Here is a 24468-nt window from a genome sequence, read left to right on the forward strand (position 1 = left end):
AGCACCGTAAAACCCAACTTATATGGTAAGACTCATGGTCAATTTTACACGTTACACAATTAAAACAGCACCAGAAGCCTCTAAGCCCACTCTAGAAGCCGCTAAAAAGAAAATGGGATTTGTACCCAATCTAATGGCAACCATGGCCGAATCACCTGTAATGGTGGAGAGCTACCTAACACTTATGGGATTATTCGATAAATCTCGCTTGGGCGAAACGGAGCGAGAGATAATCCTGATGACAAACAGCCGCCTAAACGGTTGCACCTACTGCATGGCTGCGCATACCGCAGTTTGCAAAATGGCCGGTGTAGATGAAAATGTAATCAAGGCGCTGCGTAGCGGTAAAACACTCGATGACCCTAAACTCGAAGCGCTCCGAGCATTCAGTGTCATTATCAATGAGAAACGTGGATGGGCCACAGAAGAGGAGGTTGAGGCGTTTCTTGCAGCAGGTTATACGAAAGAGACAGTTCTAGAGGTGATAGTTGGAACCAGTCTAAAAGTACTCTCGAATTACTCTACCCACAATCTGAATGTCAGTCTCGATGATGCATTTTTGCCGATGGCTTGGAGTAAGGATATGGATTCGAATGATTGAGCGTAAAGGCAAATAAAAAACATGTATCCGATTCATGCGTCTAATAAAGAGTGGGCCTTGGGAAGAGGGCGCCTGTCCAAATCATAAAAGTGACGATAAGAACCCCACTGATTCACCAAAGTAATGAGGCCCATATAGCCACTATGGGCCTCTACTACATTGTCCGAGATATATTCGTGGTATCTAAGCCCTAAACAATATATTCTCTTAAATACAGCCTTCTTTTGGCTTATCGCAATTACTCCATTTCGCTACGAACAATGCCGGGTGTTTTGGCTTGTCCCCGTACTCGGTCAGGATGATCGCGCTCGTTAAAGCGCCTCAAGCCTTCGGATAGCTCTGCTCTGGATTCAGAGTCGCTGAATAATCGGTTAAAGCACTCAGCCTCAATTCGTAGACCTTCATCAAGATCCTTTCCATAACCACGGATGGCAGCTTCTTTATCAGAGTGAATCGCTGGCTGGGGAAGGGTAGAGATATACTGTGCTAACTCAATGGCACGGTCTAATGCGGTTCCCTTTGGCACCACTTCGTTGGCCAACCCAATGCGATAAGCTTCTTCAGCATTGATAACTTTTCCCGTGATGATTAACTCCAGCGCTCGCCCCATACCAACAATACGCGGCAAACGCTGAGTACCACCATCGGCTAGGCCGATATTCCAACGACGACAAGTCATTCCAAAGGATGCCTGCTCTTCTACAATCCGCATATCGGCAAAACATGCCCACTCAAAGCCACCCGCATAAGCAATTCCGTTCACAGCCGCAATGATAGGCTTATAAATATCGGTCCAGCGGGATGGACCTATAATACCTGGAGCTTCTCCTCGGTTATGCCGGGCAATATCAGCGGGCTCTACAGGACATAAAACAGCCACGTCAGGATCCGGGTGATTGGTGGGTTCAGTTGCAGCAAGATTGCTTTTCAAATCACCCCCTGCACAAAATGCAGAATCGCCAGCGCCGGTGATTACCGCAACTTTAGCTCCGTCATCGGTACGAAAGCGATCGAATGCATCCACCAGCTCGCGGTGAGCGCGAGTACCAATACAGTTCTTAACCTCTGGACGGTTAAAAGTAACGATGGCTACAGGGCCAATTTGCTCGTATTTAATATGATGATATTCCATGTCATAAGACCTTTATCATGTGGTGTCGAAGTAATATTTAAAATCCACCCTGATACATCAAATAAGAATTTAATCCAGGTGCCGATTAAGAATGGATCAATATATACCGCAATAAGTTAGTACGAATGAACCTTTTTCAGGTAATAAAAATTTATTTGCTACCGCAATAAAATCTTGTACTTTTCATCCTGCAATGATTAGATGGTTACACACCTATTCTAATATCCATTTCTTAAAACTTTAGCATCAATTTAACTTTACTTGAGGATGCGACAGGAAAGGCGGCGACCATGCACTTTAAAACAATAATTAATACTGCAGTTTTGACTTTTTTGGCTCTATCACAAAATGCTCTTTCAACATCTGTATCAGACTCGAAGACCTTACAAATTTCTGAGGAATGGAAATTTCAGACTAACAACGCTACTCGCAATATTGTTTCAACATCAGAAGGGGCTTTGGCGCATATAGTAGCTCAAGCTGACAGCCAACTATTTATGACTCTTGATATTGATCCATCAATTTTCCATAAGGGGCCAACAGAATTAAAATTCAAAATCAAGGCGAATGAAGTCACTAAAACTGGCCACTTTATCGTTAAGGTTGAAGGCAATGGATCACCCCTTTATCTATACGAAATGAGAAATGATCCAGTTAGTGGAACTCACGATTGGCGCACAGTTTCCGTGAGCATCCCACGCCTTAGTAAAGCGACAAATGCAATAGTCGGTTATCTTATGTTTTCATCTGGAGAAGTGTGGCTGGGAGATGTGCAATTATTACAAGATAAAACTGAGGCTGAATCGAACAAGTCTTACGACAAACTCAAAGAATATGCGCTTTCACTAATCAAAGATCACTACATTTTGCGCGACACGATCGATATTACAGAGTTCGAACAATTTGCAGACGACGTTTTTATGGGAATTCAAAACGATGATCAAGCAGATGCGGCTCTCACTGCATTATTTTCAAAACTCAATCATAAACATCTTACAATCTATAATCGGGCAGATACCTCCGCGTATGGAGAAACAAGACAACTGAAGAGTGAATTAAGTTTAGTTGGCAATAAAACTGCCTTAATTTCTCTCCCCAAGAAGTTTGGTTCTGAAACAGCTCGACAGGCGGAATTTACCCGCACAGGCGCACTAATCGAGAAATATAGTGAAAACGGGGTACAGAATTGGATTATTGATTTGCGCGATCAACCAGGGGGCAATCTGGTCCCGCTATTTTATCTCACCAGACAGTTTTTCTCAGATCAGCAGCTCTACTCAAGCCAATTGGTTGACGGATCGGAAGAATTTTTCTGGTTGAAAGACGGTAGTGTTGAGGCCGGTAATAGGACGTCAATGGAAAGATCTCTATCACGGAAAGATAATTCTACTGCTCATCATCCACTCTCAAAAGCAAGAGTAATTGTACTGATAAGTGATGATACTGGTAGTGCGCCAGAGATGCTCGCCCAAACTTTTTTAGATCGAGAAAATACTATTCTGATAGGATCAGAGACAGCAGGTCTAATGTCTACAAATTATACATTTGAATTTACAAACGGTACGACAATTGCGCTGCCAATAGGGCAGTCAGCCTCGATACGCGGCGAACCAGTATATAAAATTCAACCCCACATCAATACAGAGCCTGATGAAGCATTAAGTGTTGCGCTAAAGTACCTAGAGGACAATCGACTGTAACCCCGTGTCAGATAATTCATAACGAAATAGGGTGGGCACAACCCACCCAAACACATGTGACTCAAGTGCAAAGTGGCTCATTTGAATTTAAGTGTGCATTGCAGAGGGCCACTTATCTACCGAGAGGAGCGAAAATTTGATGGTGTATGCGTTACCATTTGGGGCAAGCCTTAAAGCTGGAAAGGGCGAGTAATCGAGGATAATAAATGGATTCGGTTATTACATTTCCTGTAGTGTGCTTTTTAAATGGAAAAATTACAGTGCACACAAAGAGTAGCTTCAAAGCATTAGGGGCTCGTTTTTTGGACGAGCAGACATTTGTCACTCTGGAGAATCGGCGATCAAAAGCAAAAGATGGTTGGATACTTGACTCTAGCGGGAAGTTTGTACCTTTATCTCATAGCGGCAATTTGAGAGAATGGGCTCGTCCTATTTCCTTCCTCTGGAATGCAGTGTTGACTAAGTACCAAGCTAATATCGAGGGGGCTGTGAAGGTAGGCTTTGTACTGAAAGACTTAGATTCGATGTCCAAATCCTCGCCGGGAAAGCTTGGGATGGATTTCAAAAGATTTCTAAGTAAGTATGAGCCTGACCAGTATATTACTAGTGATATGCTGAAAGAGTGGCCCCTTTAGTTTGACATTTTCTTGTAAGCCTCACACGCCAGATATACTCTGTTATTATATTTTGCCTCCTCCAAAGAAGCTTCCTCTAAAGTCGGCAAGACCGAAATGATTCAAATCAAGACCAAAGTTGATGATGGTCCAGGTTCTGTGAGGCTTTGTAGTACGTGCGCAGGGACAGGCATTGATCAACAATGGAGAGTTTGTGACGGATGTGCAGGAGCTGGAATTTTGGTAGATAATCCAGCCATGTCTGATTTGCAGCTAACGATATTTGCTAACGAAGTTCAGCCGCACCGGCAGTACCTCGCGAGCATAAACACCGACCTGGTTAACCAGGACCCAAAACAAACGGAGAGTGTCATGGCAGCAACCAGGCATTCCCACAGCAAGGGGACACGTGAATATCGGAAAAAAAACCGCCAAGAAAAAGTGGACTGCCAAGTAAAGCACTTAATCAGTATTCATAAAAGTCCGTTATTAATCAATAAGTTATCACAACCTTGATCAACTAAAGCTCTTCGCCGCACAAATTTTAACCGATCGGCTAGGATAATAACAATGAATTACAAATTAGGTTTCCGTTGGACTCTAATTACCCTAAATTTGGCAATGGTCTCATGGTTTGGCTTTTCTCAAGCCGGCACTGGTTATATTGATGAAAGTGGGCATTTAGATGTTATCTACATATTAATTAGATCACTGGCGGTCATTTTATTGTCTTTCACTGCCTCGGTTGTAATTGTTCGATCACGAGGAAAAGGTATAGCTATATCAATTATTACCTCTTTAATTTTTGGGGTGCTCCTTTTATGGTCGGGCTTGGTTACTAACTCGATGTCAGAATATGGCGGTAGCAGCGGTTTACTTTATGGAATTACAATCTTTTTGGTAGGGTTTACTCTAGCGTTGTTTTTTTGCTCAGTTGTATATGTTGGCTCAGCTAAGGTGATCAATAGGTAATTCTCTTGCACAAAAGGGGCCGAACGGTAATTTTTCTCCAGTGCCAGGAACCTATTTTGATGAAAATGGTGACCCAGTTACCGTTGGAGTAGGGCCGTTGGTAATACAGTCAGCGTAGATAGTACGACAGCCTATAATTTTAATTCTAATACCTGAACGTTAATAATCCTGTGGCTACAGGCTCATTAGTTGGACGTCCAAAAAATTCAAACCTAGGCTCCACCAGGAGCCCCATTATTTCCGATATTTGTGAATATCGGATATTTTATAAATGCCCGTTTTTCCGTATAATTTGCCGCATTCCAACAACAACTCCATATTTCTATGTCTGCTACCAACCGGCCACCAGCACCAATCATTGACAACCTGAGCAACCTTGAGAATCCATTCCGCTGTACCAGCTTTTCAGCTAGCCGTTATCTTAGCAAGCAGCTTCCTGGTGCTGATACCGATCTGGAGTTCACGCTTAAGTTTCTTTACAGCTATAACGGCAGCCAGGCAACGTTTAACAGCTACCGCCGTGAACTTGAGCGCTTGCTGCAATGGGCGTGGCGCATTGAAGAAGTTTCAATAATGACTCTGAAGCGCGAACACATTGAGGAGTTTGTGCAGTTTTGCATTGAGCCGCCAATTGCCTGGATCGGAACTAAGAATGTTGCCAGATTCAAAACACAGAATGGCGAGCGTGTTGTGAATGCCGATTGGCGGCCATTCGTAGTCAGTGTGTCCAAAGTTGAGTTTCGTGCTGGCAAGACGGCTTCTCCCAAGGAGTTCCGGCCATCCCAGGCAGCGATCAAATGCATCTTTACTGCATTGTCATCCTTCTTCGATTTTCTCTATCAAGAAGGCTTGGTTCCAGCCAACCCTGTGGCACTGATTCGCCAGAAAAGTAAGTTTGTTCGACGTGAGCAACAAAGCCAGGTTGTGCGCCGAATCAGCAACTTGCAGTGGGACTATGTCCTGGAGACTGCTGAGATCATGGCCGAGACATCACCAACAGATCACGAGCGAACTTTATTCATTATGAACGCCCTATTCGCTATGTATTTGCGAATCTCTGAATTGGTTGCGGATGAAAGATCGGCACCAGTTATGGGTGATTTCAAGAAAGATCGCGACGGAAACTGGTGGTTTCACGTTACGGGTAAAGGTAACAAAGGCCGGGCGATCACTGTTTGCGACCAAATGTTGAAGGCCTTGAAGCGCTACAGAAATTATTTGCAGCTCCCTGCTCTGCCCAGCATTAATGAGCAGACACCTCTGGTGCACAAGTCCCGTGGCAAGGGACCGGTTACCAGTACCCGACAGGTTCGCCTGATTGTTCAAAACTGCTTTGATGCTGCCCACCAACGGATGGTTGAAGAAGGCTTAGGGGAAGATGCTGAAGATCTTAAGGCTGCCACTGTGCACTGGCTCCGCCATACGGGTATTTCTGAAGATGTGAAGTACCGCCCCCGCGAGCATGTCCGTGATGATGCGGGCCATGCAAGTATGGCTACGACCGATCGCTACATTGATTCCGATATGCGAGAGCGACATGAGAGCGGGCGGAGTAAGCGGGTAAAGGAAGAGCGGTAATACTGCCGCCCTACCCTTATTTATTTAGCAGCGAAAAGCATTTTATAAGGTGCTTGACCGCTTCGGGGTTAATCGGTATTTTTTACCTGTACGGTTTTATTGGTCCGATATTCAAGAGAATATTTCAGGTTCTACATAAACTATTCAAAATCATTTGACATTGATAAGCTTCGCCAAAATACCCTTTGCCACATCGACCTGGCACACTCGAGCTGCCTCTAGAACACCTTCAATCGCCTGCTCGAAGGTGTCATTTTTCATTATGGGGCTCAATACCTCTTTCAAGAGTTTTACCGTCAAAGATTTTTGCCAAATTTCCTCATAGTCTTCATGCTGTTTAATTGGATTGTTAATCCTAATAGCTGCCAATCGATTATTTGGAATACCGATATCCGGTAGATATTTATCGTCATCGAGAATATCACTAAACTCTAAGCATAGCTGATCAAAAACTCTATCTAAAACACCCCTAGGTGAAGCCGATATTACCTTTGGTAACATGTTTGACTCAGTTATCGAGCTAAATAAGTCCTGATGGGCCAAACCATAGTCACTCTGAATAAGTCTTGCCTCTTTATCTGCGACTACTTCTTCAGCAGCGTTTTCCAGAACCTCACCTTTCGAAGAACGAGATACCTCTCCCGAATTAGAAGTACTCTGCGAGCCCCGTACAAAATTTTGAGTCTGTGACTTCTCTGGCACCCTTGCTTTTAACTTCTGCTTGATCTTTCTGCCTTTACCCACAAAATTATTGATAACAGCGGACACTCTTCTATTGTCCACAAATTGAATGGAAGAATTTAATCCTGTTATACCCAAAGCAGCCGCTGCGCCAGTTGCCGCAAACACAAGACCAACAGGTGAAGCAACGGCTACAACACCAACGGCTCCACCGGCCCCTAAAACCATTGCGAGAGAGGCAGAGCCTGCAACCGCACCTGACATATATCCAGCAGTAGTCATTACTTTCGAATAGGGCTTTAAAAGATTACTGGTAAAACCAGGCTGTTTTCTAAGAATTGCCTGCAGCAGTTCAATCTGTTCCTGCTTGCGCCCCATTGCTGTGAAAAAACACATCAAATCATTAAATAGATTTTTCACGGTATCGAAATCCGGGTCACTTAATAAATTATCAATCACCTGACTAGAGGATTCTGTAACAATACGGCCACTCAATAGCTGATAAATGGCCTTTTCAGTACTCGAGTCATCCTTCGAAAGCCGCTTCACAGCAGCCTCCAGTGCCTTCTTTTTAACAGAAATAGCTTGGCGTTCTTCCTTCAATCCATTATTAAGGTTACGTATCTTACTGGTTAAACTTGAATTCAGACGCTCAGAACGCATGGAAGATTTAAAAGCAGATTTCAAAGAAATTGCATCTAGAACACCCGCTAGTGTCTGTGCCCCTCCGGATACCCCAAACGCGGAAGCAGCAACCATAACAGCACTACCCTCAGGCGTGAGTTTTGCAGCAACAGATAGGGCGGCGCCGATAATACTGCAGCAATACCTAAATATTTTTACCCGAGCAATAGTCTCTTCTGTACTTCCTCCAAGTTCCACATCGGAGTTATCGATACTATTTTTAAGCGATATTATCCTTAGAGAAATATCCTTTATCTTTTCATCCAAGCCGTCCAATTGTTTTTTAATTAACTGATATTGCTGGGGCACCTGCTCATACGCGTCCAGCTCTTTAAGCAATTCCAGCTTTCGATTTAATAAGGCATTTGCTCGCTTAACCGATCTATCAAGAACCAGAACTGATTTGGACTTTCTTTCCTTCTCAGAGGCATTATTCATTAGTAGTTTAATACAACTTCCTATGCCGGCAAGATATTCAACAACCCCCACACTTGTAGTCGCGCTATCAAAGCCTGAGGGCACTACCTTTTCATTAAGAGTAGTATCAATCTGATCTTCAACTTTACCTTCAACCTCATTCTTTGACCCTGAAACTTTACTCGCGCGCATCATATTCTGACCAGTTTTAGCAGCATTCTTTAAAGTATCTGGTTTAAATACAGTAAAGCATTTTAAAACACGATTGCGAAGCTTCGAAATCTTAGTGCGGCGCGGGGTATTTGCCCGAACCTCTTGAGAGTTTATTTTTCCATCGTTAGCTATACTACTAATTGTATAATCCCTTAAATCAATACCACGCCCAGGTAATAGCGGTAATATTTCCGCCAATCTCTTGGAATTAACTCTGCCGCGCTCAGCCCAAAAAGAACCGTTAGTATCAACAGGCCTAAGCTGTCTAACCAGTGATCCATGGTGCTCTTTCAGAGTCTTGACCACTTTTTCAGACCGATATAAAGTCGACTTTGTTTTACTTGTATTGTTACCTAGGTTTCTCAAATTAGACGGAACAGGCTTTTCTGACACCTTATTAGGTCGAGAACTCTCATTGGTATTTTTATTGGATACAGACCCGGGACCGCACATAAAATGACACCTTAATTTTTAAGCCTTCAGTAAAAGTCCACTATCGATTAAGGCATAGTCATCTTGCTGCAAAGATGAATTACACATCGAATCAGTCAATAAGAGTTCACTACGACAATTTTCTGCAAGGTCAATATATCGACTTAACTCAGCCTCAAAGTTATTGTAATCTGCCCTAGAAAAATCAAATATTCCCACTAAATTTACAATCTCGGTAATTCCATTCACCAGTAGAACCGGATGACCCGGAGAAAAATTTACATAGTTCCACATACATATTTTAAGCAAATGATTTTCACGTGCTGTTCCAGGGGAATCCAAATTCATAATATCGACTTCAAAAATAACGATATCACTATCTTGATCAGCTGTAACGGTGATAAGCATGCCGTGAGGTGTAGCAAGTCCACACTGCAAGTTCTCATCTAACACAAGATCGTTAATACCTATCCTACGTCCCAGCTCAGATATATAATCAACGAAATTACTATGCATCATGCCACTCTTTAGATACAAAAATTAACATCGACTCCGCTCAATAGAGAGAAATCTCGACACTAAATATAGTATCTAATACTTATGTGAACATAATATTTCTGCCCAAGAGGAAATAGAATTTTTCCTTAATTTGGGCCGAAAACGGAGTATTAACTATCTGTTAACTCTCAACTTTAAACTAATGAACTACAACTTAAGATAGTAGTGGCATCAGAAAATTGACACCAACTCATCAAACCAGCATTGCAAACAGACATTAAAAAAAGAATCTAGGAATACAGCCTACATAAAGTCTACATGCCATCCAAGTGAGCGCTGAATCACAGATAGCTGAGATTCCAATGACAAGTTAAGTATTCCTATTGGCGTTTCAAGGATACAACTACCGAGAGCAATTTTTTCATCTGAAACTACTTCGAAGTTAGTCAGGGTTGGATAATCTTTTAAAAGTTCAATAATTTTCCGGTTTGCTTGCTCAAACTGGGCAGGTGCAACAAGCAACTTAGCGCTATCAACATTATAATAAACTGCTACAGAGCTTTCGATAAGCTTAATTAGCTGCGTATCATTATCCAGATCCCCAAGAACTTTCTGAAGTACAAGTTTAACAAGCTGCAGCATCTCATCTTGTTGAGAATCCAAAAACTTCCTACAAAGCTCAAGCGTTAATAACATTGCTTCGCTTTGCTCAGAAAGCGCCGCCTCAAATCCATCTCTATAACCTTGATCATACCCCGCTTTTATTGACGCCTCTGAATTGGCGATTATCTCAGAAGCAGATGCTTCAGCATGGGCAAGAATATCCTGAGACTTTTGATATACCGCATAATCCTCTTTTTTGATAATCCTATGATCCGCTTGAATACAGATAGAACCGGGGATTATTTTAACAAAGCTGTGCATTCAGGCTCCAAATGTTTCACTAACTTGCTTGTTAAAAGACATGTTTGACTATCGATTAACGGATTCAACTGCCACTCATCCACTAATTCGTGTGATTCTTGTTCTGGAAATCTCAATCTATAAAGAGTCTTCCATTTTTCCAAAAAATTGGTATCCGGCAGTCTATAAAAGTGAGATATCATGTATAGCAAGGTATTGAAAAAAATTACTTCACCCACCTCAATACAAACTTCAGATTTCGATCTGGAAATACTGGGCATGTCAACTTTTGATTTGACTTGATCAAAAACCGATGGACGACTGCGCAAGAGAAAAGGTGATAAATCTTCTAGATTCCGTAAAGTATTTTGAGATAATCGGGCGAATAAGTCATGCCTTGTTGCCCGATCAATAATATGATCCAACTTCATATCAAGACACAAATAGCCCATCATCAACATGATACGTTTCAGAGCCTCTGGCGAAGCAAATAAGAGCTTCGTAAGCGGGACGTTAAAAAATGACCAATCAAGGTTACTTATACCTAAATGACGCCTAATCAGTATCTGCGCGCATGGTCTATTTAGAAGCTCAGCAGGAGTTTCTTCAAACAAGCTTTCCAAGCGACTCGCATGCACCCACTTGACTGGGCAATAAGTCATTCTGAGCCACATCAAAAATATTGGATCTTGTAGTTCCTTCTTGTATTCTTTCTTACTTATAGTTTCCATCAAATATCAATATTAAATGTCGGAATAGTTGGAAATACCAGGAAATATAACAACTGCTACATTTTCATAATCAAGCTGATCTACAGAATTTGCAACCATTGCCTTTATCTGTGGAATGTAAGATTTCATTGCTACTCTACTATCATATTTGATGAATACAGAAGCTTTAACCAGAGTGTTTTTATTGCTAGCTTTTGAGTTTTTATTCCCTTCCTCAGTTGGAAGCACCAAATGAACCTTGGCAGTAAGGACACCATCAATATTCGATAAAGTCGAAGCAATATCCTGGGACATGGCAAATGTATAACGAGCACTATCCGCCATTGGCGACTGTATCAACCCCCCCTGAGGAAAAACTTCATTAATTGTTGCGTACTTCTTCCGAGGGTATGAGTGCCTGGACAATAACTCTACTGCTCGAGTAAGCTGAGACTCCTCAACTAGTAAAGTGATGCTCCCCCCCTTGCCCGCGGCCTTACTGGCTGACACTCCCTCAGACAATAACAAAGCAAGCATTTCATTACCCTCTTGCTCTTCCAGGCCGGTATATAAGTCTACTTTACATGCAGAGACTAAGACGCATACAACAATCAATAAAATTCGCAGATTAAACATTATTGTGCCTTGAGCAAGGTATCGACATTTTGCGTGCTTTTTGAGATACCTTTACTAATTAGCTCTTGCTGGATAGTAATTTCTGCAATCTCAAACTGTAACCTAAGTAAATCGACAGGCTTGATTTCATCAACTCTTAGAGCAGACTCAATTTCATTCGTCTTAGCTCCAATTTCCTGCTTAGTATCTGAAATAATCTGAAAAAACTTATCGCCAAGGGTGGCCTCAGAGGTCAAAACGTCATCATGATTTTGAGAAAATCCACCCGGATCTGAAAGGGGCGAGTCAAATACGACGGGCTGAACACCAGAAATTGCATCCATATTAATACCTTATTATTCTCCTATCTGTGTACAAATTTCTCTTGCTAATTTTTTGCTTGCGCAATCAGCAGAGGATTCTATCAATCGACGACAAAGCTTTTCAGCCTCCTCAACCCTGCCGGATCGCCACAAAGCTAGAGCAAGATAACTATGGGGTGTATCTAACTGATCGCTATGCTCTTCACACCAAGGCTCAAGTAGATCTATCGCTGACTTAATATTATCACTGTAAATAAACAATAATGAACGCAAGCTCAGCTTGGAAATATCACTGACGGACTCCGCCTCCAACATTTTAATAATGCTTTCAGCTTCGTCAATCATGCCTTCCAAGAGACCACTAATTGCGATCTCAGCCAGCGCTTTATTCAGTTCCATTTCTTTTTTCACATTTTTTGAACTATCGACATAGATGCATCTTTGACGACTTTATTGATAGTGGACACAACGTTCATAACGACTGACCACTTTGCCACAGATGCATTGAAATTCGCCAATGCTGCCGGATCATCGGGATTTGCGGCTAAAGTTGCCGATTGCGTATTCATTTCTGTGCTTACCTGACTGGCGGCTGGAGACAACACAGCTGAAGCAGATTCGATAGAGAAACTGGTATCGATTGGTGTATAAGCCATTATAACTTCCTCATTTAATTACGATTTACTATAAATTATAGCGTTACTATTAATTTTCTACTGCGCCAAATACTCGATACCCAGCCTTTTCACAATAATCTGGGCACTTTCTATTGCAGTTAGTCGACTTCGTACAGATTGAAAATCAGCTGGTGCTTGGGGTAATCTTAATTGGTTCTCCCAATAACAATGCTGATCATTTAAATAATCCAAAATACAGCTACTGGGTGCATTTGCATATCTGTGTCTATATATATCTGAATCTATCATCATTAAAACCAGATCAATTTGTTAAAAAGCTATATTCAGCACTTGGACTTTTTGTCATATAATCTTCATAACTTAACGTATAGGATCTTTGACCGCGGATCAATGTAACCTGGCCTTCGGAAAAAGATTGTAAGTTAACCCCATTAGGTAGCCTGGCTCCTACCAAATACCGCTTACCATTTTTATACACTAAATAAGGTGTGGAACCCGAACGAACGGCAGAAATTCCAAAGTCTGATAGTGTTCTTGATTGCTTCTGGGTTCCAGGACTAACATATGCCAGCCTAGGACTTTCACCCACTCTTGCGCGAAAGTCAGACATGACAGTTTCAAGCAGTCGCCTTTCCTCTGAGTTCAGCCTGCCAACAATTTTTATCTCATCACCTTTATCTTCATAAATTAATGAAGCAGAAAACGGGTAACTTGAAAGTAGTTTCTTAATACGTTCGAGAGGCTGAGATTCCCGAATTGAAATAGCTTCCCAATTTTTCAATCCTGGGATATCTGAGAGCAGTACTTTCTCGGCTTGCTCCCAAGATTTTGCGAAATCTCCATCGGTTATTGCTATCAAGTGTCCAGGTTTACTCCCTTGTTTAATATCTTCTGCAGCCAGCCCCAAATTCGAAAGTATCAAACGTGCTGAATGTTGCATCTTTTCGATACTAAAAACATCCATGGATATTGCTGAAGAAATCTGCTCAAGCTGAGAATGTAGCCTTGCTAAAAGGATATCATCTTTTACATATCCCGAAACCAATAAATTTCCAGATTTAATATTACCTTTAATCGAAAGTTCCTTGTACTCACTTAGTAAGAGGAGCTCAGATAACTTCCTACTTTCCTCAGATATAGGTCCAAAGTGTGGACTCGCCACAGCTATGTCTCTACCTTCGTCCGCTTGTCCCACGAAAAAATCTGCAGACATCACATTAGAGTCGACCCTTTTCTGGCCAACAAAATAATAAGCCCCAAAGGATATTAGGCCTACACCGATAGCCACTTGAGCCAACAATTTCCTTCCAGAAATCTTAGATGCCTCTTTGGCTAAATTCTTAATCTCCGATGTGGGGCTTAGAGTTTCGGAACCATCAACTTTAAACGTTAAGATCTTTTCTTCCCAATCATCTGACTCAGCTCTCACGGCAAAGCACAAATCACCAGCAAAGATAACCTTCTGTTCTGGCAGATAATCATCGAGAGAAAATATATTTTCATCAATTAAAACCGATATAGTAGCTTCGCAAACTTCTAATTTTACACCGGTGTCATCGGGCTTAAGGATAACAAACTGATCGGTTGCCAGATTAGGTTTAACAACCAAATCTGAGAGTTCTTCATCACTACCCACCACCATATTTTCATGAAGCGGTACTTCAGCACCATAATGCTCGCTATTTAAAAATCTTAGCTTCCACCGATTCATTATACTGCGCCATATTCCAGTTTAAGATTAATTTATCGTTACCACACGATAAGATTCCCCATCGGTATCCTCACATGGAACGATACGCGTGGATAACTTTACGGATCTAAAGCTGTTACGTCTTTGCCTTGCTTCTAAAGCTGATTCACAAAGCCCGGTCAAACCTAATTTGTGTATATCCGGGTTATAGTTAGATACGTTAGCAAATTTATTAAGCCTGTGATCGTCCTCAAGGTTCTCCTTTTTCTGCGAAAATGAGGAATCGAAAAGCGCATTTGGTAAAATTCTTGGACTCAACATAAAGAGCCTTACTAATTGAGACTGAGTATCATCGTTTCGCTTAAATAGCCCCCCAAGTAATGGTAACCCAGCCAAAAAAGGCACACCTTCAGTATTACTCGTTGTCGCTTCTCGGTAGTAACCACCAATAAGTAGAGATCCGCCATTTGGAACTGACGATCTTGTGTTAATTAGCGTATTTCTAATAGATGGTATCGAATCTACTCCACCATCCGCTAATCGATTAGCATCTTCAATTTGCACGTCAAGGCTAATCAGGGCCCTATCTCCCATTACGGACGCACCTTCAACCACACGAGGTACGACTTTTAATAGCGTACCAAAGGTAATTTGCTCAAGAGTCGCAACACGCTCACCTTGAATTCGAACAAAAAATGTCTCACTATTATCAAGTAGTGCTTCCGTACCATTTTCAGTTACCACTGCGGGCCGAGAAGTAACACGAGCTTTACCCTCAGATTCTAAAGCTCTTACCGTTGCCAAAAAGTCAGCATTTGTCTCAGTGAACAAGCTATCACCAGTTAGTGAATCCCCGGGCAAAATCAAATCTAAGAGGCCGCTCCCTTTACTAACGGCATCAACATTCCAATGAACACCCAGCTCTCGTAATGAATTGGTTGTAAGATCAATGATAACCAGGCTGATTTCCAGCTGTTCCCGAGGCCTGTCTAATTGAGTAATGAGATTTTCATATAAAAGAAGCCTTGACGCGTAATCCTGAACAATAACTGAATTGGTACTGGGGTCCGGGTAGACCGTTGCATGTGGGTGGGAAGCACCGCTAGAATAGCCTGATCGGCTTTCTTGTAAAATATCGCCCGCACGGAGATTTAAAGACTTACTAGCGGTTAATTCACTGTCGGTTAGTGTTTCATCACGTCGATGTGCAGAAGCGCTTCTACCAGTTGTAGCCTCTAGTGCCGAGTCGGAACCAATCAAACCTCTTAGAAGAGTTGCAACCCCAGGCAGCACAACTTCTTGATCTCTAGCGGTAACTTTTCGATCTATAGCGGATGCGTATTTTAATCCATAAATTTGAATGACTAATTCATCATTTATCTCAGCGGAAACTCGTTCATTTAGCATTTCCACTGTCTTATCGACCAATTCGAGATACCTAGGGGGACCGGATACCATAACAATCCCATTTGCGCCTAAAGAGCGCCATTCAAAGCGTTCATCCCAAATCGACAATTCCTGCATTGTCTTCTTTAAGAGGGATGAATCAACCTTCGATAGCAAGAAAAGCTTGCTTTCCATTTCATTAATTGGATCGATATACAACGTCGCACCATCAAAGTACCATACCAGATCAAATGCGCCGGCAAGGAAGTCTAATGCTTCCTTGCTGTTGGCCTTCATTAGGTACCCACTAAAATCACTATCGATCCCTTCATTTATCTCTACCCCCAGGCGCGAATGTGTAGCAATCGCCGTCAGAACATCTCTAAGTGGCTGCTCTTCACCATAGAATTCAAATGACTCCCCCATAAGGGTTTGGGCATTCGCACCACTAAACAGATGAGAAAAAAATATTGCCATCAGTAAAATAAAATTATGGCGTAATAAATTCACGATATTCAAACTTAGTTATTTGGTGAATAGGTATCAGTTTAACTAGCAGATCACAAAATCCGCAGTGATAGTTTGTAATGTCAAAAAAAACGTTAAATGAAACGTTATTTGGCATTATGCTTTGAATACCGAAGTCGCCATCTTCTCCAGAAATCAAAGATAGATTTAGCCCACTCCAAGCATAACTTTTTCTCATTGCCTCCATCAGAAACTGCTTACGTAAATGTTCTTCAACAACCAACCCAAATCCGTAGCTTAGCAACACATATCCACCTCGATGCTCAATAAATTGAATCGAAAACTTTGAATCAAAATTCAAAGTATAAGATTCATTATCGTCTATAGCGGGCATAGGCATATGAATCTCCGAGCACAATGTAGATATCTTATCCCGTAGTGACATGTCGCTTCCCATATATAGCAAGATCGCCATGGGTAATAACCATACCGATGATAAGACGAAGATTCTTTCAAAATTAGCCGATTATTTTTATAAAATAGACATTTGAAAATGTCCATTTACCAAAGGCGACATAAATACTTAGATTTATAAAATACTAATAATGCCGCCCACCCTCGCCTGTTCCACCTTTGCTTTCATCTCAATTTAAGATCAAGAACCTAAGGTACCGGAAATTACCCGAAAGCTGATACTTCTATACTTTTATGCCAAAGTTGTTTTCCATTCCAATAGCCCCAAGTGACTGATCAGTTTGTTCAACGTTGGGGCTACTAGAAAGGACCCCCTGCCAGTATATAGCAGCTTGATATAGCGACTTTACTCTCCTAGTGAATGATTCGATTTCTATAGACTCTGCTCTCTCTTTGTCGCATAGTACCACTTTTTGTGTTTCGGGATTCAGGGATAGGGTTGCGTATTCACTAGCAATCCATAGGTAATTCGCCTGCAACATTAATGTTGCAAAATGCTCATCTTGGCCATGGGGAATTTCACCAATGTCTATTGTTATAATAACAAGCTCACCCTGATCCTCCTCATGATAATATATATGCATATCGATATTATCCCATGATATTCGGCATGCATCTTCAATCTGGTCCATAAGCGGCTGCTGTAAATTTACCGCTAACTCTTGTATCAACTGCGAGAAATCTAATTTCATAATTCACACTCTTGTATTTATAAGTAGCAATCTAGGTCTGCCTTTCCTGAGATTGCAGCCAACGAATAATATCAGCTATAGGCTCTACAAACTCATTTGTTATTTTTTGATCTATGTCTATTTTTGCATAGAGAGATCTTGCTAAAGGCACATTTTCAACGATAGGGATTCCTTTCTTAATCGCGATATTTCGTAGCTTCTTAGCAAGAATCATTTCACCTTTTATTGTAACAAACGGCAATGGTGACAGCTGTTGGTCATAGCGTATACCTACAGCAAAATGCACTGGATTTGTAATCAAAACATCTGCTTGAGAAACCCTTTTATTAACAACTTCTTCACTCATCAATTCTCTATGTATCTCTTTCCTTCTACCCTTTATTTCAGGATTACCTTCCGTGTCTTTATATTCTCTTCTAACCTCATCGATAGACATTCGAAGCTTCCTAAAATATAGAAACCTTTCCAAGCCAAAATCAGCCGCCGCCAAGAACACAAATGCTGCCAAACAATACAATATCAACTTCATCATTAGTGAACCTGTGATATATATGGCGCATTCCGCACCGCAGACGGGTATCTGCATCAATAGCTGGATATTACCCTTTAATACATACCAGGCTACGTAAGTGAGAACTATAATTTTAATAAGGGACTTTAAAAACTCCATTGCATTCTGTGCGCTGAATATTTTCTTTGCACCATTGATCAGGCCTATCTTCTCAAACTTTGGCGCTATGGTCTCACCACTAAATATCCAACCAGTCTGCATAACATTCGATATGATGGCAAAAATAAATACGACAACTAATATCGGAGCCAGTACACTGAATGCGATGTAGAATGCCTCTATTGAAGCATTTAAAAATAGTTGCCTAAGAGGAAGGTCGATATATTTTGAAGGGTCCTGAAACAGACTTTTAATTCTCAGGAAAATATCTTCCCCAAAAAGCCAAAAATAGCCAGTAACAGAAACTAAAAGAACGAGCGAAACAACCTCTTTACTTTTTGCAACCTGCCCTTTCTCACGAGCATCTCTTATCTTCTTCGGCGTTGGCGGCTCTGACTTTGAAGATGTCATTAGACCTCTCCCAACACATGCTGCATAAAATACTGCATGTCTTCAAACGTGTCCGCAACCACATTATCTATATTACCTAAAAGCAAATGAATATATATAACCAAAACGAAGATCCCAACTGCACTCTTAATGGGCATAGCCATAAAGAAAACATTTAGCTGTGGTGAGAATCGATTTATTAGAGCCAAAGTGAATTCTGCTAAAAACATAGATATTACTATCGGAGCAGAAAAAACAACTATCGACTTCGTTAAAAAATCTAACTGAGAAAATATGTATACATCAGTACCAGTCAAATCCTCGGGAAACATTTTACCAATAGGCCAATATACGTAGCTCTGATAAATCACACCCATCATCAGCAAAAATGCACCACTCATAATAAAAAATGTATTTAACAAATGGCTAAGATAAACCCCTAAAGGCGAAGTTTCATCACCTAATAATGGATTTACCATATTTGACATGGTAGACCCCCTCTGATTATCTATAAGAAAACCTACTCCTTCTGCTATCCAAAATGGAATTGCTACCACTACACCAATAACCAGACCAATAGCCGATTCTTTCAGGAGTATTGAAATATAACCCACTTTTCCCAAGTCTTCGGACAAACTTCCTTCAGTTAGAGGAAAGATAAAGAGCGCCAGACTGAGCAATATACCATTACGAATCATTGAACTTCCCAGAAACCCTTTGCTCATCATAGGAAGAACAGTAAATACTAGGTATATACGTGGTAACGACAAAATATACGCCTGAATCATTCTCTCCAGGCTATTCAAGTCAAGATCCATATCAATTATGGTTTTTCACTTTGTCAAATACTCTTAAACGCGGTTGCCCCTAGATTAATTAACTCAGCACCCATCCAACTTCCTGTTGCCAGAAGCGCAAAAATCACAGCAACAAGCTTTAACACAAACCCAAGTGTTTGCTCCTGAATTTGTGTTAACGCCTGGATAAGACTAACTAAAGTTCCCACTAATGAAGCAGCTACGATCGTAGGAAGGGATAATATCAATACAAGCATCATCGCCTCCTGAGCCAGCATCATAAGATCGCTAATATCCATTATCAATTATCCACCGCTACGATGTTAATCATATCTAACTTTGGTAAGTTACTAATAGGCCATCACTAGACTATGAGTTAGAGTTGTCCAACCATCAAGAACCACAAACAACAATAATTTGAATGGGAGCGAGATCGTCATTGGAGACACCATCATCATCCCCATCGCCAGAAGAATATTCGATACAATTAAGTCTATCACCAGAAATGGAAGATAGATTAAGAATCCAATTTTGAATGCCTCTGTCACCTGGCTAACGGTAAATGCAGGCATTAGCACCAGTAAGCTATCTTCAGTAACCTTTTCGGCATGGCGCTCTGGCCAAATCTCCCTGGCTGTATCTAGGAAATAGGTTTTCTCAATTTCGGTGGTGTTTTTTTGTAAAAATGCAGCATACGGCTTTACCGCACCTGAAAATAATTCCTTATAGTTCTCTGATGACTCAGTTAGATGGGTATTTGCATCCAGATAATCCTGTATATCGTACCCTATGGGCGCCATAATATACAAAGTAAGAATAAGTGCCACACCATATAGTGCCATATTAGGGGGTGTTTGTTGAACACCTAAAGCATTGCGAAGTAGCGAAAAGACAATTACAATTTTTACAAAAGACGTTCCCATTACTGCAAGAAAAGGCACTAAAGCTAAAGCACCAAGGGCTAAAATTATTGATATGTGGTCTAATTGTCCACCTAAAAAACTAACCCCCATTTTTGCCCCACCCAATAATCTGCACGCCCAACCGCCCCTCTATATTAACCAACTTCCCCTTTCCTAATACTGAGTGGTTAAGGGATATTAGAATTTCGCTAGAGGCCGAATCATTTAATGTGAATGTATATCCTTCCGTGAGAGATTGAATCTCTTCAATGGTCATTTCCTTACCGGGCAATTCAAATTTTAGAGATAAAGATACATTATTTAATTGCGTTAAGTACGCTTCTGGACTTTCCGGATTATCTGCCTTGCTAATTGGTTTGGTAGAATCCTTCAATTGACTTTCCATCTGCACACTCCAGCGATCTATTAATTTAATACTTTTCTCATTTATTTGAGCCAACCAAGTTGCTTGTCGGCTCACCAGCAGGAGACATTCTTCCTTAAAGGAACTAGAGCTATCTACAAGCACTACATCACCCGACCTAAGAGTTCTTAGTTCTTCAATATCCAGGTGCACCTGACCCACCAAGAAGGAGGTTGGCACAGGAATTTGCATGCGCCCCTTCCTTTTTTTACCATATATTTCAAACAGAGTTGCCAAACTATCAATATTTGCCTTGCAAAAGGCACTAATTGATTTTCCTTCTTTATCTACTTCAAACAAATAGGTGTATTGATAGTCTTTATTACCTCCGTCAACATCTGCTATTTTAACGCTGGTTATCTGCCAACTTTTAAACTCCTCAAACTCATTTATAAGTTGCTCAAAAAAAAGCTCAGATGCGGCAAAAACCAATTCGATGGGCAGCTCTGATATCTGGCTTATATGGAGATAACTTGAGAGTAATAAGCTTGCATCTCCCAGACTAAAATAGAATTCCCAGTATGTGGAGGTGTTTTGCTGACACACCTCAAGGATTAAAGCTCTCTTAGGTAAACTATATGTAAAACAACGTGATCGCACATTAAGATTCGGTCGATTTGCGTTACTAGATAAATCTAGCTGAAAACCAATTTCACTACTAACAATGATGTTCTGTGCATCAATCACCTGGCTGGTAAATTTAGGCAAAGTAAGCTCGTCGATACTCATGTATTCAAACCGTCATCCAATAGAACTTCTATGTCTAACCCATCATCAGACTGATGCCGAGATTCACTGTTTTCACCCTGAGAATTATTTTCATCATTTTGTCTTGAACTACCATTTATATCCTCCTCAAGGTCAGAACTGACATTCCAAGAAGTTGTTACCGACACTTGAAGCTGTGAATACTTCTGCTCCAGCATACTTCGGAGCTCTGATAATGTTGACGAATCCGATAAATCAAATCCCTTATCGACACTATCAAAATTTACTGTCAGAGCACCCTCATGCAAGCTAATGCTAACTCTGGTATCATGCAGCGATCTAATCAGAATCTCTGCGCGCACCATTTCTTTATCAACCACAACAGTGTCAATTTCAGTATTTAGCGAATAGAGCAACGATGGAGTAGAGTTCGATTTCTGATCGCTTAGCTTATTTAACTGAGAAGCGAATATCCTATCGGTAGTCGGTAGTATGACTTGTTGGACTACGTCTATATCTGCATCTTCAATGCGATCTGAACTCCCCAAGTCTGACTGTAAACTATGTACGTGTTTAAATGGCTTAAAGTTTAAAGAAGCTGCTGTTAATTCAGTTCGCTGTAAACTGTCTCCATCGTGCAACACCTCATTGATTGGATTATCCAATACTTCGGCAAGTAGTGTATCAGGTCTAACAGTTTGCCCACTCATCCAATGTATCTGAGAGTTTGATGATCCATTAGCCGGCGGTTTGTTTATTGACTGCAAATAGTGCTGCAAGTAACTCTGATTTATTTTACTGTCCAATGATAGATTATTTGAAATAACAACCAATAAGTCAGTTATAACAATAAAATTGTTTGCGTCCTCCAAATTGATATTTAAATCATTTGCATTACCATCAATATGGTTAGCTAACTTACTACTCCAATTAGTTGGATCGGTATTACTTTGTAAATCACCTTTATTTATATCGATATATTTCTGAAAATCCAACCCACTACTATGTAATTGAGTTTCTGACGTTTCAATAGTTCTTTTATGACTTAAATGGGAGCATAGAGAGGATAACTCCATAAATGTCGAAATAGTATTTTTTTTAGAGGTAATTTCAGATGACATCGGTAATACTAGCTCTTCAAAGTACTTGAAAATTCATCCATCGTCTCTTCAGCAGCCCTCTCAACTGCAATATTTTTAGACGCGGAAATTTCGGCAGTGATATGTTCATATTTTTCAACATTTTTTAGACATTGCCGAACATGCTCATGGCAGCTATCCCTTCTTTTTTGTGCTTTTTCAAGCTGCTTTTGCGCTTCAAGGACTTTCATACTCAGGCTAGCTTCTTCTTCATACATTGAAGCTATTGATGAACGAATTTCATCTAACTGCTTAGATTGGACAACCTGGTCAATAATCGATTTGTACCTTTTCGCTTCCTCTGTAATACGCCACTCTCTGTGGCTCATATATTGCTTCTTAGCAGATGAGTACTCTCGCTCTCTAAGCTGTACCTCTTCAACAGCTAGCCTATATTCTCTTTTGGCTACGTCGAGCTTCCTCTTCTTAATCTCCATAACACGGGTTAGACTAGCCATGTGTGATTATTCACCATCTTGACGGATTGACATTGTATTGGCCGCTCAAAAACTTTCTTTATATTTTGGGTAATTTTTTTTAGAAGAAAGTCCTTTTTTATAGATTTTTGCAGCTAACTTCAGGTTATAGACTTTCTCGGTTCCTTATAAATTACGGAAACATCTTTAGGAGCTGGTTTACACTCGCATCAAATGGAATAGATTCATGGGTACCTTGCTTAAGAAAAGCATTTATCTCTTCAATCCTATCTACGGCTTCATCAGTCATCCGATCATTGCCGCGTTGGTATTCACCAATACGTACTAGGAGTTCAACGTCTTTATATTTACCTAGTAGATTTCTTAATTTCATTGCTGCTAATTTGTGCTCAGGTGTTACAAAATTGTTCATTACTCGACTTGCACTTAGCAATATATCCACAGCAGGGAAGTGAGCAGCGGCTGCTAACGACCGCGACAATATAATGTGCCCATCTAAAATTGATCTCGTTTCATCAGCAACCGGCTCTGTCATATCGTCACCCTCAACGAGGACGGTATAGCAAGCAGTAATTGATCCCCTGGCAGAATTTCCCGCGCGCTCCATCAATTGAGGTAAAGCAGCGAAAACTGATGGTGGATACCCCCTTCGGGTAGGCGGCTCTCCTGCAGCTAGTCCAATTTCGCGCAAAGATCGAGCATATCGTGTTACAGAGTCCATAAGTAATAGTACTTTCTTCCCCTGCTCCCGGAAATACTCTGAAATAGCAGTCGCTACTAATGCAGCTTTTGCACGCTCCATTGCCGGTCTATCGGATGTGGCGACTACCAATACAGCTTTTGTAAGACCTCCTGGGCCTAAATCGTGATCAATAAACTCCCGAACTTCCCGCCCACGCTCGCCAATTAATGCAATAACAATTACATCAACATCTGCATTGCGGATAATCATTGAAAGTAGCGTACTTTTTCCACCACCTGCAGCGGCGAAAATTCCAACTCTCTGACCTTCTCCACAAGTCAGAATACTATCAATAGCCTTTATGCCCATGGAAACTGGTCGACTGATTAGCTGTCGAGTCATTGCATCCGGAGCATCAGCAGTGACCGTCACCCGTGAACGTTCAGAGGGGTCTATGTCGTACCGTTCTCCTTTCCTTATGGGATTTCCCAAACCATCAAGGACACTTCCCAACAAAAAATCGCCGACTTCTATCTCATGGCTACGGCCAGTGGGAATAACTTCAGTTTTACTGGAAATCCCTTTCACATCTCCCAAAGGTGATAGTAATGCAATAGATTTGTCTAGCCCAACCACTTCAGCCAACAAGGTTTTATTAGTATCCGGTGAGACCAGTCGACATAGTTCTCCAATTTTGACATCAACAACTTGGGCTTTAATTATGGTTCCGGATACATTATTTACCCAACCTCGCATCCTCATGTTTTTACATTCAGCGATGAGCCCCCGGAGCTTATGTGTTTTATCTCTCCATTTTCTTTCAGTGTCTCTCAAGTTAGATTTCAGCGTTTCCTGAATATCATGCTTGGTTTTATATTTTGAATCTAAATCGTTCACA

The 24468-nt window shown here is 41.1% G+C and carries 27 protein-coding genes; 6 read left to right on the top strand and 21 right to left on the bottom strand.

The annotated features are described in order from the left end of the window. Positions 1-34: 34 nt before the first annotated feature. Positions 35-601 carry a carboxymuconolactone decarboxylase family protein gene (locus tag ACJJI8_RS17960; RefSeq protein ID WP_444933230.1) on the top strand — a complete coding sequence of 189 codons (567 nt, stop codon included), beginning with the start codon at positions 35-37 and terminating at the stop codon, positions 599-601. 238 nt (positions 602-839) lie between these two features. Here ACJJI8_RS17960 and ACJJI8_RS17965 read toward each other — a convergent pair whose 3' ends face one another. Next, positions 840-1733: an enoyl-CoA hydratase/isomerase family protein gene (locus tag ACJJI8_RS17965; protein ID WP_444908253.1), complete on the bottom strand. Its 894-nt coding sequence runs from the start codon at positions 1731-1733 to the stop codon at positions 840-842. A 290-nt stretch (positions 1734-2023) separates the two neighbouring features. Here ACJJI8_RS17965 and ACJJI8_RS17970 point away from each other — a divergent pair, with 290 nt between their 5' ends. The 5 genes from ACJJI8_RS17970 to ACJJI8_RS17990 all read left to right on the top strand — a co-directional run bounded on the left by ACJJI8_RS17970 (position 2024) and on the right by ACJJI8_RS17990 (position 6597). Next, positions 2024-3433: a S41 family peptidase gene (locus ACJJI8_RS17970; RefSeq protein ID WP_444908252.1), complete on the top strand. Its 1410-nt coding sequence runs from the start codon at positions 2024-2026 to the stop codon at positions 3431-3433. Positions 3434-3639: 206 nt separating this feature from the next. Further along, positions 3640-4068 (top strand): hypothetical protein, encoded by a 429-nt coding sequence (locus tag ACJJI8_RS17975; RefSeq protein WP_444908251.1) that lies wholly within the window; start codon positions 3640-3642, stop codon positions 4066-4068. A gap of 96 nt (positions 4069-4164) precedes the next feature. Further along, positions 4165-4563 (top strand): hypothetical protein, encoded by a 399-nt coding sequence (locus ACJJI8_RS17980; RefSeq protein ID WP_444908250.1) that lies wholly within the window; start codon positions 4165-4167, stop codon positions 4561-4563. A 54-nt stretch (positions 4564-4617) separates the two neighbouring features. Then, positions 4618-5019, top strand: a complete 402-nt coding sequence (locus ACJJI8_RS17985; protein WP_444908249.1) for a hypothetical protein — start codon at positions 4618-4620, stop codon at positions 5017-5019. 324 nt (positions 5020-5343) lie between these two features. Further along, positions 5344-6597, top strand: a complete 1254-nt coding sequence (locus ACJJI8_RS17990; protein WP_444933231.1) for a tyrosine-type recombinase/integrase — start codon at positions 5344-5346, stop codon at positions 6595-6597. A 150-nt stretch (positions 6598-6747) separates the two neighbouring features. Here ACJJI8_RS17990 and ACJJI8_RS17995 read toward each other — a convergent pair whose 3' ends face one another. From ACJJI8_RS17995 to sctN, 20 genes are all read right to left on the bottom strand, one after another. Further along, a complete protein-coding gene (locus tag ACJJI8_RS17995) occupies positions 6748-8898 on the bottom strand; it encodes a hypothetical protein (protein ID WP_444933232.1) in 2151 nt (716 codons plus the stop codon). Positions 8899-9063: 165 nt separating this feature from the next. Continuing rightward, a complete protein-coding gene (locus ACJJI8_RS18000; protein ID WP_444933233.1) occupies positions 9064-9543 on the bottom strand; it encodes a CesT family type III secretion system chaperone in 480 nt (159 codons plus the stop codon). A 282-nt stretch (positions 9544-9825) separates the two neighbouring features. After that, entirely contained in the window at positions 9826-10446 is a 621-nt protein-coding gene (gene sctL, locus ACJJI8_RS18005; protein WP_444933234.1) for a type III secretion system stator protein SctL, read from the bottom strand. Beyond that, a complete protein-coding gene (locus ACJJI8_RS18010) occupies positions 10425-11156 on the bottom strand; it encodes a SctK family type III secretion system sorting platform protein (protein WP_444933235.1) in 732 nt (243 codons plus the stop codon). The genes sctL and ACJJI8_RS18010 overlap by 22 nt, the downstream gene beginning before the upstream one ends. 12 nt (positions 11157-11168) lie before the next feature. Then, positions 11169-11771 (bottom strand): type III secretion system inner membrane ring lipoprotein SctJ, encoded by a 603-nt coding sequence (gene sctJ / locus ACJJI8_RS18015; RefSeq protein ID WP_444913821.1) that lies wholly within the window; start codon positions 11769-11771, stop codon positions 11169-11171. After that, on the bottom strand, positions 11771-12094 hold the full coding sequence (gene sctI, locus ACJJI8_RS18020) for a type III secretion system inner rod subunit SctI (protein ID WP_444933236.1): 324 nt from the start codon (positions 12092-12094) through the stop codon (positions 11771-11773). Before sctI ends, sctJ begins: the two co-directional genes overlap by 1 nt. Positions 12095-12106: 12 nt before the next feature. After that, positions 12107-12472 carry a tetratricopeptide repeat protein gene (locus ACJJI8_RS18025; protein WP_444933237.1) on the bottom strand — a complete coding sequence of 122 codons (366 nt, stop codon included), beginning with the start codon at positions 12470-12472 and terminating at the stop codon, positions 12107-12109. Positions 12473-12480: 8 nt separating this feature from the next. Next, a complete protein-coding gene (locus tag ACJJI8_RS18030; RefSeq protein WP_226648311.1) occupies positions 12481-12729 on the bottom strand; it encodes an EscF/YscF/HrpA family type III secretion system needle major subunit in 249 nt (82 codons plus the stop codon). Positions 12730-13012: 283 nt separating this feature from the next. Then, positions 13013-14422, bottom strand: coding sequence for a type III secretion system inner membrane ring subunit SctD (gene sctD, locus ACJJI8_RS18035; RefSeq protein ID WP_444933238.1), 1410 nt, complete (start codon positions 14420-14422; stop codon positions 13013-13015). Between the two features lie 27 nt (positions 14423-14449). After that, positions 14450-16297, bottom strand: a complete 1848-nt coding sequence (gene sctC, locus ACJJI8_RS18040; protein ID WP_444933239.1) for a type III secretion system outer membrane ring subunit SctC — start codon at positions 16295-16297, stop codon at positions 14450-14452. Further along, on the bottom strand, positions 16278-16655 hold the full coding sequence (locus tag ACJJI8_RS18045) for a type III secretion system chaperone family protein (RefSeq protein ID WP_444933240.1): 378 nt from the start codon (positions 16653-16655) through the stop codon (positions 16278-16280). Before ACJJI8_RS18045 ends, sctC begins: the two co-directional genes overlap by 20 nt. A 298-nt stretch (positions 16656-16953) precedes the next feature. Then, the gene (locus tag ACJJI8_RS18050; RefSeq protein WP_413662007.1) at positions 16954-17421 is read right to left on the bottom strand and encodes a type III secretion system chaperone; all 468 of its coding nucleotides are present in this window, start codon (positions 17419-17421) and stop codon (positions 16954-16956) included. Between the two features lie 31 nt (positions 17422-17452). Then, complete coding sequence (sctU, locus tag ACJJI8_RS18055) at positions 17453-18502, bottom strand: type III secretion system export apparatus subunit SctU (RefSeq protein WP_413662008.1); 1050 nt, start codon at positions 18500-18502, stop codon at positions 17453-17455. Next, a complete protein-coding gene (gene sctT / locus ACJJI8_RS18060; protein WP_444913828.1) occupies positions 18502-19299 on the bottom strand; it encodes a type III secretion system export apparatus subunit SctT in 798 nt (265 codons plus the stop codon). The genes sctU and sctT overlap by 1 nt, the downstream gene beginning before the upstream one ends. A gap of 23 nt (positions 19300-19322) precedes the next feature. Next, positions 19323-19577 carry a type III secretion system export apparatus subunit SctS gene (sctS, locus tag ACJJI8_RS18065; RefSeq protein WP_226648317.1) on the bottom strand — a complete coding sequence of 85 codons (255 nt, stop codon included), beginning with the start codon at positions 19575-19577 and terminating at the stop codon, positions 19323-19325. A 51-nt stretch (positions 19578-19628) separates the two neighbouring features. Further along, complete coding sequence (gene sctR, locus ACJJI8_RS18070; protein ID WP_413662010.1) at positions 19629-20291, bottom strand: type III secretion system export apparatus subunit SctR; 663 nt, start codon at positions 20289-20291, stop codon at positions 19629-19631. After that, positions 20281-21333, bottom strand: a complete 1053-nt coding sequence (gene sctQ / locus ACJJI8_RS18075) for a type III secretion system cytoplasmic ring protein SctQ (RefSeq protein WP_444927866.1) — start codon at positions 21331-21333, stop codon at positions 20281-20283. Before sctQ ends, sctR begins: the two co-directional genes overlap by 11 nt. After that, on the bottom strand, positions 21330-22433 hold the full coding sequence (locus ACJJI8_RS18080; RefSeq protein WP_444933241.1) for a hypothetical protein: 1104 nt from the start codon (positions 22431-22433) through the stop codon (positions 21330-21332). Before ACJJI8_RS18080 ends, sctQ begins: the two co-directional genes overlap by 4 nt. An 8-nt stretch (positions 22434-22441) precedes the next feature. Continuing rightward, positions 22442-22909, bottom strand: coding sequence for a type III secretion system stalk subunit SctO (sctO, locus tag ACJJI8_RS18085; RefSeq protein ID WP_413662013.1), 468 nt, complete (start codon positions 22907-22909; stop codon positions 22442-22444). Between the two features lie 151 nt (positions 22910-23060). Beyond that, positions 23061-24467, bottom strand: coding sequence for a type III secretion system ATPase SctN (gene sctN, locus ACJJI8_RS18090; protein WP_444913832.1), 1407 nt, complete (start codon positions 24465-24467; stop codon positions 23061-23063). Position 24468: the final 1 nt, after the last annotated feature.

Source organism: Microbulbifer maximicatervae (SeqCode), from assembly GCF_052467695.1.